The following is a 12,853-nucleotide window of genomic DNA, read 5'->3' on the forward strand; positions in this document are numbered from 1 at the left end:
TTATTCCTGTAGTTTCAAACCGATCCAGCGAGGACTGTCGCCGAATTTTGCCGGGGAGGCACACGATACGGCCAAGGCATCAAGAAGGTGCTGGGTCCGTATCTCTCTGCCGCCAAGGCCGAGGATGTAATTGTGGATATGTGGTTTCTTGTCGCTGCAGTACAGTGCGGCCTTGATATCGGCGTACAATGCGCCCTGGTTGCCGTAGCTGAGCGCCTTCTCGAAGACGATGGCGCACTTCTTGCCAGCCAGGGCTTTGACAATTGCCTGATCAGGGAAGGGCCGATACATCTGCACCCCCATAACACCGATCTTCACCTTGTCGTTACGCATGATATCGATGACGTCGCGCAGCTGATAGGACAGCGAACCGATGGCGACCGCCACGAAATCGGCGTCGTCGCACCGGTATTCCTCCACAAAGGGCGTGCCGCCACGGCCGAATTTCTTGGCGAACTCCTTGTCGATAGTCTCGTAGGCCTGCAGAGATGCCCGCAGATCCTCCTGGAGATTGTGGCGGATCTCGATATATCCCGGCTGTATATTGCCGTCCACCCCCGGCCGTACGTCGGGCAGGGTAACCGTGTTAAAGTTGCCGGGATCCTGCGGATCAAGAAAATGTTTCGGTGTAAAAGGCGGCAGGAATGCATCGACCTTGCCCTGCTCCGGCTGATCAAAAGGCATGTAGGTGTGGGACAGCAGATAGCCGTCGTAACAGACCATGACCGGAATGCTCACCGTCTGGGCGAGCTTGAAGGCCTTGATGACCGAATCGATGATCTGCTGGTGGTCGTTGCAGTAGATCTGGATCCAGCCGACATCGCGCTGGGCGATGGTATCCTGCTGGTCGTTCCATACCGTCCACGGTGCGCCGATGCCCCGGTTGGCCACACACATGACGATGGGCAGCCGCGCCCCCACCGCCCAGTGCAACTGTTCGTTCATATACAAAAGGCCGTTGGCGCTGGTGGCGGTAAAGGCCCTTGCCCCGGCGGTCTGGGCGGCGATGCACACCGCCATGGCACTGTGCTCGCTTTCTACCGGGATATACTGAGCCTCAAGCTTTCCGGACTCGACGAATTCCGACAATTTTTCCGTCAACGGGGTCTGCGGGGTAATGGGATAGGCGGCGATGACCTGGGCCCGTGATAACTTCACGCCGGTTGCAGCCGCGACATTTCCGGATTCAATAATATGCATGGGATTATTTCTCCTCCGTGTTGGACGTTGCCTCGGCAACCATACTGATAGCGCCAGCTGGGCACTCTTCGGCACAAATCCCGCAACCTTTGCAGTAATCATAGTTGATTACCGGCGGTATGGTCTTGCTGACTACGCAGTCGGGACAATACATCCAGCAGTTAAAACAGGATTTTCTCTTGGTTTTTACCGGAATGCATGCCTCAAGGTTGATGACCGGCCGCAAAACCCGCCATGACCCGGTGTTGCCACCATCGCCAGGACCCGGTTTGCTGCGCGACAGCATATTGCAATACGTTTTCTTCACCATCGATCAGCCTCCAATTGCCGTATTCTCATAGGAAATGCGGGCGGCCATCGCGTTCTTTTCCGGCCGTTTCCCGATAAATTCTTGTTCAATCGCCTGCACCAGGACCTCAATGTCCACCAGGCCAGTGGCCTTGGCAAAGACGCCAATGATTCCCGAGTTGACAATGCCCGGGGGCAGACCGGCGGCGATGCCGTGTTTGGTGACATCGGAAACTGCTATTCGCGCCCCGCCAAAATTGTACGACTCAAGAGGTTGCGGCGCATTCAATACCACCAGGCCGCCCTCTTTTAATCCCGCCACTACATTTACCTCTTCGAGAAGGGTGTGGTCCAGGACCACCACCATGTCCGGGGTGGTGATCGGCGAGAGATCGTAGATTTTTTCCTTGGAAATCTTCAGCGAGGTAAACACCGGGGCGCCCCTTCGCTCGGTTCCGAAGGTCGGCGCCATGACCACGCCCTTATATCCGGAAACAAAGGCACCATTGGCGACAATCTTTGCCGCGGTAATAGCGCCCTGCCCTCCACGTCCGTGCCATCGTATCTCAATTATGTCTTTTCTCATTTTCCACCGAAATATTTATTATTCCAATACGTTCCAGCGTTCACCATGGGACGCTTCTCTGCACCCCCGAACGGGGCAAAAAAATAGACGAAAAAAACATGCAATTATTTTTGTAAGTGACTAAACAACGCCGGTGGCATTATACTTGAATCCATAATAATAACTACGCTAATTGAATGCCGTGTTTATTTAATAAACATTATTGTTACTCCAGTTAACACCGTAATATCAAATTATTATAACTAAGCTAAGGGGCGATCATGAAAATTTCAGTAACAAAGGCCGCAACATTAAAAAAACGACCTGACGGTTCCGGCCTTGGATTTGGGACTATCTTCACCGATCATATGTTCAACATGGATTATAATCCCACCGACGGCTGGCATAACCCGCGGGTCGAGCCCTACAGCCCAATTTCCATGGACCCCTCGACCATGGTTCTCCACTATGGCCAAGCGATTTTCGAGGGCCTCAAGGCCTACCGCACCGGCTCCGGCGAGGTCCAGCTTTTCCGGCCGAAGGACAATATCAAACGTCTCAACATATCGGCGCACCGGCTGTGCATCCCGCAATTTGATGAGGAATTGGTCCTTGAAGGACTCCTGCAGCTTCTCAAAATCGACAAGGACTGGGTGCCCAGCGCCCCGGGGACATCGCTGTATATCCGTCCGACGGTTATCGCCATGGACGCCCACCTCGGCCTGCGTTCGTCAAACACCTACCGGCTCTTTATTATTCTTAGCCCGGTTGGCGCCTACTACCCCGAGGGTTTCAATCCGGTGAAGATCTGGGTGACCACCGAGTACGTGCGCGCCGTCAGAGGCGGTGTTGGCCAAGCGAAGACCGCCGGCAATTACGCGGCGAGCCTCTACGCCTCGGACCTTGCGAAAAAGGAGGGCTATACCCAGGTACTCTGGCTGGACGGTGTTGAACTGAAGTACATCGAAGAGGTGGGCACCATGAACATCTTCTTCTGCATCGGCGATGAACTCATCACCCCCGCCCTCAACGGCAGTATTCTCGCCGGGGTCACCAGGGACTCAGTCATCAAGTTGGCGAAGTCCTGGAATGTCAAGGTCGTGGAAAGACTGATCAGTATCCATGAGGTGTATGAGGCGCACGAGAAGGGCTTGCTGAAGGAGGTGTTTGGCTCGGGAACCGCCGCGGTCATCTCGCCGGTCGGCCACATCAAATTCAACGGCAGGGAGATCACCGTCGGCGATGGCCAGGTAGGACCGCTGTCGGCGAAACTTTTCAAAGGCCTTATGGACATCCAGTACGGCAAGGCCGAAGACCAGTTCCACTGGAATCTGCCGGTCAAATAGGCATTCGTGCATATACTGCCCCGGCATATCGTTCGTGCCGGGGCAGTAAGTCCTGCATACTCTCAGCAGCAAGGGGTGGTTAAAGAATGACCATCTCGTCCTTGGCATAAATTACCGCCAGAATGGTTGCCGGCTGGTCGCCATGACAGGACACGACATGCGGCATGGTCGAATCGTAATAGATTGAATCGCCGGGGTTGAGAATGTCGGTATGATTGAGGAGCCTGACCTCGACCTTGCCCTCCAGGACAAACAAAAACTCCTCACCGATATGCTGATTTGGCTCAGGCTGCCGGACCTTTCCGGGGTTGAGGGTGACCAAAAATGGCTCCATCTGTTTCTTTTTCTTGTGCTGCCCCAGGGACTCGTAACTGTAGGCCGAAGACTCGCCATCGGTGGAGTTGAACCGCGACACCGGTTTTCTGTCGTCGCTTCTGACGATGCAGTAGGCGGCATCCCCTTTCTCGCCGAATAAATCGCCAACCGAGACCTCAAAGGCCTTTGCCAAACTCACCAGGTTTCCGAGAGGCGGGGAGATCAGGTGATTCTCAATGCTGGAAAGGGTTGTCTCGCTTATCCCGGATTTCTCGGCGACTTCTTGGCGCGACATTTTCCTGGCAATGCGCAGATCTTTAATCCTTTGGCCGACTTTCACAGTGCTCTCAGGCATCGTTTTCCTCCTGGTTGGCAGCGTATCTTGGCCACGCCGGCAACGGGCTTGTCGCCAGGTGGAGCATCGAACGGGTTTTTCCTTACTCCCCAGAAGTTTACCGCATCCGCCGGCTCTTTGCCAACTATTACACCGGAACATGCCCAGAGAAATGGCTACCGCCTGATGAGTTGCAGGCGGTTTCAGTGAAAATTCCCATGATGTTTTGCCGTCTTGCAGGTATACTGCCTTATTATGTTAGCGAAGACGCTTCGCTCCACGCGTTTCCCTTATTGATCATATGTCCGTTTTCCACGTTATCATAACCAGTTAACAATAAAGGAGAGTGACAATGACCCAGCAAAAGGAGGCCATGAACAAGAGTCTTGACCCGGCAGTACAACAGATGATCGCCAAGGCCGGTGCCGGGAATATTCCAACAGTCTGGGACCGTTACGCGGCCATGACCCCCCAATGCGGCTTTGGTGATAGCGGTCTGTGCTGCCGCCACTGCCTGCAGGGCCCCTGCCGCATCGATCCCTTTGGCGAAGGTCCGAAGGTAGGTATCTGCGGCGCTACCGCCGATGTCATGGTGGCAAGGGGGCTCGACCGGGCCATCGCCGCGGGCACAGCGGCGCACTCCGGTCACGCCAAGCATCTCGCCCATACCCTGAAGAAAATGGCCGAGGGCAAGGCCCCGGCCTACAGCATCAAGGAGCCGGCAAAGCTGCGGGCCGTTGCCACCCGCCTGGGCATTGCGACAACCGGCAGAACCGACAAGGATATCGCCCTTGAGGTGGCCAAGGCAGCGCTCGCCGACTTCCACGAAAAAGACACCCCGGTCCTCTGGGCGGCAACAGTCGTCAACCCGCAACGGGCCAAGGTGCTGACCGACCTTGGCCTGGTGCCCAAGGGCATCGACCATGAAGTCTCCGAGATCATGCACCGCACCCTCTACGGCGTAGATGCCGATCCCGTGAATCTGCTCCTCGGCGGTCTGCGCTGCGGTGTGGCCGATCTGGCCGGCTGCTACATGGGCACTGATTTGGCAGATATTCTCTTTGGCATCCCACAGCCAAGCGTCACCTCCGCCAACCTCGGCACCCTCAGGGCGGATGCGGTCAATATCGCCCTGCACGGCCACAATCCGGTCCTCTCCGAGATACTGGTGGCGGCGGCGCAAACCAAGGAGGAGGATGCCAAAAAGGCCGGGGCCACCGGCGTCAATCTGGTCGGTATCTGCTGCACCGGCAACGAGATCATGATGCGCCACGGCATCCCGGCCTGCACCCACTCGGTCAGCCAGGAGATGGCTATCGTCACCGGCGCCGTCGACGCCATGGTCGTTGATTATCAGTGCATCATGCCCTCCGTGGTGGGTGTCGCCGAATGCTTCGGCACCCAAATCATCACCACCATGGATATCGCCAAGATCAGCGGCGCTAGCCATGTCGACTTCAGCGAAGAGGCGGCACAAGCCAAGGCCAACGAGATTATCGACATGGCCATCGCCCAATTCAGCCGCCGCAAAAATAAACCAGTGGATATCCCGGCGGTCAAAACCCCAGTGGTTGCCGGTTTTTCCGTTGAGACGATCATCGCCGCCCTGGCGAAGCTGGACGCTGAACAGCCCCTCAAGCCCCTTGTCGATAATATCGTCGCCGGCAATATTCGCGGCGTCTGCCTCTTTGCCGGCTGCAATAATGTCAAGGTCCCCCAGGACCGGAACTTTGTGCAAATCGCTAAACGTCTGCTCAAGGAAAATGTCCTGGTGGTAGCCACCGGCTGCGGCGCCGGTGCCCTGATGCGCCATGGCTTTATGGATCCAGCCAATGTTGACGTCCTGTGTGGAGAAGGTCTCAAGGCGGTGCTGACTGCCATCGGTCAGGCCAATAATCTCGGTGGCCCGCTGCCGCCAGTACTGCATATGGGCTCCTGTGTCGACAACTCCCGGGCGGTGGCCCTGACGGTCGCGGTGGCTAAATATCTGGGGGTTGATACCCACCAGCTGCCGGTGGTGGCCTCTGCCGCCGAAGCGGTCTCTGAAAAAGCGGTATCGATAGGCGTCTATGCGGTGGCGGCCGGCCTGCCCACCCATGTCGGGGTGATGCTGCCGGTGCTCGGCAGCCCGCTTGTCACCCAGATTCTCACCGACAAGGTCAAGGATCTCACCGGCGGCTATTTTATCGTCGATCTTGATCCGGCAAGCGCCGCCGATAAACTGCTGGCCGCCATCGACTCGCGCCGCAAGGGATTGGGCTTACAATGATTGGTGCCGGTTTGACTGGTTGCCGAGCCAACCATTGTTGAAGAGTTCCACCGACCTCAATTTCTGCAAGGAGAACATCATGAATCAACCCAAAGAGATCTTTGTCCGGCTGGACCGCTGCATGGGCTGCCATAGCTGTGAACTGGCCTGTGCTGTTGCCCACTCCGCCGGACAGACCTTATATAGCGCCCTGTCCGAGAAACCGACCCCCAAACACCGTCTCTATGTCGAATGGGTAGCACCGGACCGGGCCGTCCCCGTCCTCTGCCGCCACTGCGAAGATGCCCCCTGCATGCATGCCTGCATTGCCGGAGCCATCAGCCGCACCTCCGCCGGGGCGGTGGTCACCGATGCCGACAGGTGCATCGGCTGCTGGACCTGCGTCATGGTCTGCCCCTACGGCGTCATCGGCCGCCATCTCGAAGACCATAAGGCCTTCCGCTGCGACCGCTGCCCCGGCCGCGAAGTCCCGGCCTGTGTCAACGCCTGCCCGACCAGGGCCCTGGTGTACCAAAACGTCAGCGACTATTCGCAAAAACAGCGGCAGACCGCCTCCCGCGAGATGCTGACCGGACAAGGGGGATAAGACCCATGGAAAAGCAACGCTATGTGATTATCGGCGGCAGTGCCGCCGGAATGGCCGCCGCCGAAGCTATCCGCCGCCTCGATCCCGGAGGAATGGTGCGGGTGCTGAGCGACGAAGCGGATGCCCCGTATTTCCGGCCCCTTATCCCTTTCCTCATCAGCCAGAAAAAGCGTCCTGAAGAAATCTTTCTGCAGGGCCGTGGCCCCTATCAGGGGAGTTCGATAGAGGTTTGGCAACAGCACCGGGTTGCCGGTATCGATACCCGGGCCGGGCTGGTGACGACCGAAAACGGGGCCACCGTTCCCTATGACAAATTGCTCATCGCCACCGGCAGCAGTCCAAATCTGCCCTCTGATATAGATGGGCTTGACTGCAAGGGCGTATTTGCCCTGCGCACCCTGGCAGATGCCCGACAGGCTGCCGACCGTGCTGCCTGCACCACCCGGGCAGTCATGCTTGGCGGCGGCCTGCTCAACCTCAAGGCCGCTTTTGCCCTGTTGGAGCGGGGTATCTCAGTATATCTGGTTGTGTCTTCACCGGAGGTGTTGAGCCAGCTCATGGAGCCCGACGATGCCTTTCTGATCCGCCAGGCCCTTGATCAGGCCGGCCTGAAGATTCTCACCGGCCGTAAGGCAAGGCACATCACAAGTGATACAAACGGGGTGACCGGGGTTGTGCTCGACAATGGCGACCACCTCCCCTGTGAGATGGTCTGCATCGGCAAAGGCGTCCGGCCCAATACGGGCTGGCTCAACTGCCGGGATATAACGGTGGACAAGGGAGTGGTCGTCGACAAGTATACCCGGACATCCGCCCCCAATGTCTATGCAGCGGGTGATGTCGCGGTAACCTTCGACCCGCTGACCGGGGCACCGATCATCACCGGTCTGTGGACCAACGCCGTCGAAATGGGCAGCTGCGCCGGCTCGAACATGGCAGGGCACCCAAGGGCCTACGGCGGCACCTTCGGCATCCTCAACGCCACCCAGGTGGCCCGCATGCCCTTTGTTTCCATGGGTATTGTCCACACCAGCGGTACCGGCTACCAGTGCCACAGCAGAACTTCCCCCGGTGCCCACCGCAAACTGGTGTTTTCCCCGGAGGGCGACCGCCTGGTAGGTGCTATCTTTGTCGGTGATATCGCCAAGGCCGGTCTCTACCGCGCCGTTATCCGCGAGAAGCTGGATCTGGCCAGGATGAAGGACAAGGTACTCGATCACCGTCTCCACTACGGCGATCTCCTCTGCGCCCGGGGCGCCTCATAGTAAGGCACAAGGCGGTTTAACCAGTCGCCGGATCGCAGATACCGTTTTACAGGAACAGCCACAGGCTCGCAGGTAGGCCTGTGGCTGTTTTTATTAGAGAAAAAACTATTGTAATAATACTTCTCATTAGCTACTATCCGGCCGAAAATCTTAGGCTCAGGAAATTACCGAAGACTCCTGCCAAGACTGCTTCCCTGCCTTCGCCCAACAGGCCCTCCACTGCGGTGAATTTTACAAATAACATTTACAATATAATTGGTTACTACACAAAATGACAAATATTGTATGGCTAGACAAATACGATACCGGAATTGCCGAAATTGACACCCAACACAGACAAATCGTTGACTATTTGAATCAACTCAACGAGGCGCGTTTATTCGGGAATGCCCAAAAAGTAAATGACGTCATTGAAGGAATCATCGACTACACCATGTCGCATTTTTCCTTTGAGGAAGCACTGATGGAACAAGCCGAGTACCCATTTCTCCGCCCCCATAAAAGCATCCACGGGACCTTCATCAAACGGGTTGACAAGTTTCAGACCCGCTTTAAGGCCGGCGAAAATATCTCCGGAGAATTCTATGATGTTCTAAAGAGATGGCTGGTCAACCACATCCAGCGTGACGATTCCGCTTATGTTCGCCTGGTCAAGGCCCATCTTGATACCTTGCGCAAGGAGGAGCCACCTGTTGCCAACGCCGAACCGCAGGGGAGCTGGATCTCCAGGGCAATGAAAAAGTTTTTCGGTGCATAGTCGCCCTGCCTTTAAAGCGTCCACGGACTAAAGATGCAGGAAACGCCAAGGACAGCCAGAAAGGCGCCGATCCATGCGGCCGAGGGCCGGTCTTTGCCGGGTGGCAATCCACAGGACGGGGAGGATGAAAATCGGCGAGGTGGCGGAAAGGGTCGACAACAGGCTCATAACCCTGAAGGACCGCCGGGCCAACGATTTCTACCGCAAACATGGCTTCAAGCATATCGGCAGCATCGAATACGACAACGTGTATGTAAAAAGTGGTCCGAGTGATTTAGCAATGGCATGGGGCGATCTCGACTATCTGCATCGAAACCTGTTTGCTGTTATCTGCCAGCCATTGTCTGCCAACCTCTTTGAATCCCAGCTTTTCATGGAATGCATGGGAATCCGGATTCGGCGGAACAACATTTATCTCGCAAGCAACCACAGGCAGGTGGGTTTCGGCGGCGAATTGGAAAACCTCCCGGTACATCTGCGACCCTATTCCCCTGCCACTTTGCTGTCTGTCCACCACTATTCGGTCAATATAGAGAAAATGCCGATATCGCTTTGAAAACCAGTGGTAATTAGCATTGACGTATGCTGCGTTTTCTCGCATTGCCAGAACGAAAGCAACGATTGTCCCGCTTGCTACCGCAGTCTTGGCGAAGCAGGAATAGCTGATGAGTTCCTTAAGCCGCCTTCTGTCCATCGTACTGGTATGCTGGACTTCTGCCCGGTTGATTTCGACAAGGCGGTCGTAATCTGCCTCGGTGATGTCCTGCAAAACAATATCTATCATAATCGAATGACCTTTGACTATACCCTTCGGGCAGCTGGTGATTGGTGTGCCAGCGGGGGACCCTGGTTTCACGAAGGAAAGGCGTCGCTGGCGATGGACGGCGACCACTTTTTACCTTCCTGCAGGGCCTGGAGTTCAGACATGGCCCGCTCTGCCTGGTGCACCGGCACGAAGAGGTGATCGTGGTGCAATCCGGCAACAACATTACAGCTGATACCGGCACCGGCAAGTGCCGAGGCAAATGCGGCGGTAAGGCCTACCGTCTCTAAATCCGAGTGTACCTTGAGAGTGATCCAGGCACACCGCAGGGCAAGGGAAAAACCGGCTGCCCTGGCAACAGCCTCTTCAACGACCAGGGACAGTCCTTCCGGTTCCCGGATCAATGCCACGATCCGCGACATTTCAATGGGCCTGGCAGGATCTGCCTGGATAAACACATAGGTCCCCGGCTGCAAGACAGGCTGCAGATTCACAAGTATTTCTTCCAATTGCTTGATGGCTGACATTTCTCAGAATATTTGGAGGATTAGAATTGAAGACCGGACAGGAGTTAAACCCTCGCAGTCCGGCACGGGCGCGGCAGATACGACTTCACTCGGAAATCCCATCATGTGTCTCGGTTTTATAAATAACCATGCCCCGCGATTGATAATTTTTCAGGGCGGCGGGATGATCGAGGGTGCAGGTGTGGACCCAAACCCGTCGAGGATTGAGAGCCCAGGCCTCTTCCAGAGTGCGGGTCAGAAGCACTCCACCCAGGCCCTTGCCGATAAAGCTTGGCGCAAGGCCGAAATAGGCGATCTCAACATCACCATCCTGGACCTGTAGCTCGAAATACCCCGCCGGCGACCCATCCCAATAGCCGACGAAGGTTCTTGTCGCCTCGGATTCAACGTATGCTTTCCAGCGGGCATCGCTCCAGGAAAGCTTGTCCCGCCAGGCCCATGGGCCGCCGACCAGGATGTAGAGGAATCGATTAAACTGCCACTGGTCGACTGAGGCTTCAAGGACCTGGAAGCGGGAATCGGTCACCTGTTTGGGACACAGCTGGCTGCGATCGACCATCTCAAGGTAGATTGTCGTGATTTCGTTCATACTTTTTTATCAAGGCTTACCGGGCGCGAAACCTGCACACCCCGGCTTGCCCATCGCCCAACACATTTGCCGGGCAGGTGCGCGTCAATGCCGCTGGTTGCTTTGTCCAAGCCTCGATACGTTTTGTCCCGCCCGAAAGAGCGTGGAGATTGCTGGTGGTTCCGGCACTGTTGGCTACAAAATACAAAAAGCCACTTAGAGAGAGGCGATATTCTCTAAGCGGCTGATTATTGGTAGACGAGGCGGGATTCGAACCCGCGGCCTTTGGCTTCGGAGGCCAACGCTCTATCCAGCTGAGCTACCCGTCCGTGTTGTCCGTTATGCTTTTTGCGATGGCAATTTGCTCCAGTTTTTAAACCAAATCGCTGCAACATGCGAGAAGAATAATCAGTTGAGGGCATATTTTCAGCTGCCTTCCTGCTGAATGCGCTCCATGTATTCCTGCCATTCAATGGGCAGCATGGATTTTTTTTTATTATTACAATCCTTGCAGGAAGGAACGAGGTTTTCCTTGGTCGATCGCCCTCCCCGGGCCAAGGGCACCAGGTGGTCCATGGTCAGGTCATGGAAACTGACCTTTCGCCGGCAGTAATGACACAGCCCCGACGCGGTCTTTTGCTGCCACCAGCGGGTCTTGCGCAAGTCCCGGGCCTTGGCGCGTTCGGCACGGATTTCGCTATCGCTCGGGGCATCGAAATCGAAATATTCCTCTTCCACTAGGCCAAATCTCCAAGGAGCAGTTGCCGTATCGTCCCAAGAAGATAAAGAGATCCACCGACGACGATCAGGTCGTCTTCCGTGACTGTTTCCTGCGCGGCAATCAGCGCCTGGGCCATATCATCGACGCAGCGGGCCTTGCCCCGTAAGGCTTCCGGCAGAAAGGCGACGAGCTGCTCAGGCGTCGCGGCACGCTCACCGACCGGTCTGGTAAAAACAAAATGATCAACCAGCGGAGCGATCGTGCCAAGGGTCGTTACCAAGTCCTTATCGATCATCGAACCCCACAGGGCGATAAGCTTGCGGTAGTGAAATTTGCGCGACAAGGTATTTGTCAGATTCTTGACACCATCGGGATTATGCGCCCCATCAAGGAGATAGCGGAGCTCTTTGGCATATGCGGTGTTTCGAGGATACCTTTGGCTAAACTCTTCCATCCTGCCCGGCCATTTTATCGCTGCCATGCCATCGTGTATTTGCTGGTCGGTTACCACAAACCCCATATTCTGCAGAAGGAGCAGGGCGGCTATGGCCAGGGAATCGTTTTCCGGCTGCACAAGGCTGGCACGGCTGCTTTGCAGGCCTTCGAATTGCCGCTGGCCAAGTCCCTCTCCACCGCGCCAGGTCCAGGTACCATCGGCTTCGACAGTATAGTCAAATTCTTGACGAAGGCGGTACAGGGGCGACCCAAGCTGCCGGCTCACTTTGGCAATGACCGGTTCCGCCTCCGGATGCACCGCCCCGGAAACCACCGGCACTCCAGTCTTAATAATACCGGCCTTTTCCCCGGCGATCTCGCTTAGAGTGTTCCCCAGATATGCCTCGTGATCCATGCTGATACTGGTAATGACCGAGACCAGCGGCGTTACCACATTGGTTGCATCGAGCCGGCCGCCAAGACCCGTCTCGAACACCACCACATCGACCTGCGACTCGGCAAACCATAGCAGACCAAGGGCGGTGGTGAACTCAAAATAGGTGATCTGCTCGCCGGCAAGCACCTGGCATATTTTCGTTCCCAGTCGGGCAAAGGTTGACTCACTGATGTATTCGCTGCCGATGCGAAAACGCTCGCGGACGCTGCTCAAATGGGGAGAGGTATACATGCCGACCCGGTATCCGGCCCGGCCCAGGACCTCGGTCAATGCCGCGCACACCGAGCCCTTGCCGTTGGTGCCGGCAACATGCACAAAACGCAGTCCCTGCTCCGGCCGCCCCACCTTGGCCAGAAACGACTGCATCGCTCCAAGGCCCAGTTTGATTTTGTGCATCTGTAAGGCTTCGAGATGCGCCAGGACTTCAGCGTATGTCATAGTCAGCTCCTCGTTGCGA

At 56.3% G+C, this 12,853-nt stretch carries 14 protein-coding genes and 1 tRNA gene; 6 read left to right on the forward strand and 9 right to left on the reverse strand.

Annotated elements, in window-relative coordinates:
* From OEL83_16745 to OEL83_16755, 3 genes are read right to left on the reverse strand one after another with little or no spacing between them, the layout of a single operon-like run.
* The gene (locus OEL83_16745; GenBank protein ID MDK9708693.1) at positions 1 to 1,200 is read right to left on the reverse strand and encodes a pyruvate ferredoxin oxidoreductase; all 1,200 of its coding nucleotides are present in this window, start codon (positions 1,198 to 1,200) and stop codon (positions 1 to 3) included.
* A gap of 4 nt (positions 1,201 to 1,204) precedes the next feature.
* Positions 1,205 to 1,510, reverse strand: a complete 306-nt coding sequence (locus OEL83_16750) for a 4Fe-4S binding protein (GenBank protein MDK9708694.1) — start codon at positions 1,508 to 1,510, stop codon at positions 1,205 to 1,207.
* 3 nt (positions 1,511 to 1,513) lie between these two features.
* Positions 1,514 to 2,074 carry a 2-oxoacid:acceptor oxidoreductase family protein gene (locus OEL83_16755; protein MDK9708695.1) on the reverse strand — a complete coding sequence of 187 codons (561 nt, stop codon included), beginning with the start codon at positions 2,072 to 2,074 and terminating at the stop codon, positions 1,514 to 1,516.
* Between the two features lie 260 nt (positions 2,075 to 2,334).
* Between OEL83_16755 and OEL83_16760 the strand changes: the two genes are divergently transcribed.
* Complete coding sequence (locus OEL83_16760) at positions 2,335 to 3,399, forward strand: branched-chain amino acid aminotransferase (protein ID MDK9708696.1); 1,065 nt, start codon at positions 2,335 to 2,337, stop codon at positions 3,397 to 3,399.
* 79 nt (positions 3,400 to 3,478) lie between these two features.
* On the opposite strand, the gene OEL83_16765 is transcribed toward OEL83_16760, so the two are convergent.
* The gene (locus tag OEL83_16765) at positions 3,479 to 4,069 is read right to left on the reverse strand and encodes a cupin domain-containing protein (GenBank protein MDK9708697.1); all 591 of its coding nucleotides are present in this window, start codon (positions 4,067 to 4,069) and stop codon (positions 3,479 to 3,481) included.
* A 331-nt stretch (positions 4,070 to 4,400) separates the two neighbouring features.
* Between OEL83_16765 and cooS the strand changes: the two genes are divergently transcribed.
* From cooS to OEL83_16790, 5 genes are all read left to right on the forward strand, one after another.
* Positions 4,401 to 6,317 carry an anaerobic carbon-monoxide dehydrogenase catalytic subunit gene (gene cooS, locus OEL83_16770; GenBank protein MDK9708698.1) on the forward strand — a complete coding sequence of 639 codons (1,917 nt, stop codon included), beginning with the start codon at positions 4,401 to 4,403 and terminating at the stop codon, positions 6,315 to 6,317.
* A gap of 79 nt (positions 6,318 to 6,396) precedes the next feature.
* The gene (locus OEL83_16775) at positions 6,397 to 6,903 is read left to right on the forward strand and encodes a 4Fe-4S dicluster domain-containing protein (protein MDK9708699.1); all 507 of its coding nucleotides are present in this window, start codon (positions 6,397 to 6,399) and stop codon (positions 6,901 to 6,903) included.
* A gap of 5 nt (positions 6,904 to 6,908) precedes the next feature.
* On the forward strand, positions 6,909 to 8,168 hold the full coding sequence (locus tag OEL83_16780; protein MDK9708700.1) for an FAD-dependent oxidoreductase: 1,260 nt from the start codon (positions 6,909 to 6,911) through the stop codon (positions 8,166 to 8,168).
* 271 nt (positions 8,169 to 8,439) lie between these two features.
* Positions 8,440 to 8,925 carry a bacteriohemerythrin gene (locus OEL83_16785; GenBank protein ID MDK9708701.1) on the forward strand — a complete coding sequence of 162 codons (486 nt, stop codon included), beginning with the start codon at positions 8,440 to 8,442 and terminating at the stop codon, positions 8,923 to 8,925.
* Between the two features lie 73 nt (positions 8,926 to 8,998).
* The gene (locus tag OEL83_16790) at positions 8,999 to 9,481 is read left to right on the forward strand and encodes a hypothetical protein (protein ID MDK9708702.1); all 483 of its coding nucleotides are present in this window, start codon (positions 8,999 to 9,001) and stop codon (positions 9,479 to 9,481) included.
* 296 nt (positions 9,482 to 9,777) lie between these two features.
* Here the strand turns inward: OEL83_16790 and OEL83_16795 are convergent, their stop codons facing one another.
* The 5 genes from OEL83_16795 to OEL83_16815 all read right to left on the reverse strand — a co-directional run bounded on the left by OEL83_16795 (position 9,778) and on the right by OEL83_16815 (position 12,834).
* Positions 9,778 to 10,215: an ACT domain-containing protein gene (locus OEL83_16795; GenBank protein MDK9708703.1), complete on the reverse strand. Its 438-nt coding sequence runs from the start codon at positions 10,213 to 10,215 to the stop codon at positions 9,778 to 9,780.
* A gap of 85 nt (positions 10,216 to 10,300) precedes the next feature.
* The gene (locus tag OEL83_16800) at positions 10,301 to 10,804 is read right to left on the reverse strand and encodes a GNAT family N-acetyltransferase (protein MDK9708704.1); all 504 of its coding nucleotides are present in this window, start codon (positions 10,802 to 10,804) and stop codon (positions 10,301 to 10,303) included.
* Positions 10,805 to 11,035: 231 nt separating this feature from the next.
* Positions 11,036 to 11,112: transfer RNA gene (locus tag OEL83_16805), tRNA-Arg, on the reverse strand.
* Between the two features lie 97 nt (positions 11,113 to 11,209).
* On the reverse strand, positions 11,210 to 11,521 hold the full coding sequence (locus OEL83_16810) for an HNH endonuclease (GenBank protein MDK9708705.1): 312 nt from the start codon (positions 11,519 to 11,521) through the stop codon (positions 11,210 to 11,212).
* Entirely contained in the window at positions 11,521 to 12,834 is a 1,314-nt protein-coding gene (locus OEL83_16815) for a bifunctional folylpolyglutamate synthase/dihydrofolate synthase (GenBank protein ID MDK9708706.1), read from the reverse strand. Before OEL83_16815 ends, OEL83_16810 begins: the two co-directional genes overlap by 1 nt.
* Between the last annotated feature and the right edge of the window lie 19 nt (positions 12,835 to 12,853).

It is taken from the genome of Desulforhopalus sp., from assembly GCA_030247675.1.
In the GTDB taxonomy this organism is placed as follows: domain Bacteria; phylum Desulfobacterota; class Desulfobulbia; order Desulfobulbales; family Desulfocapsaceae; genus Desulforhopalus_A.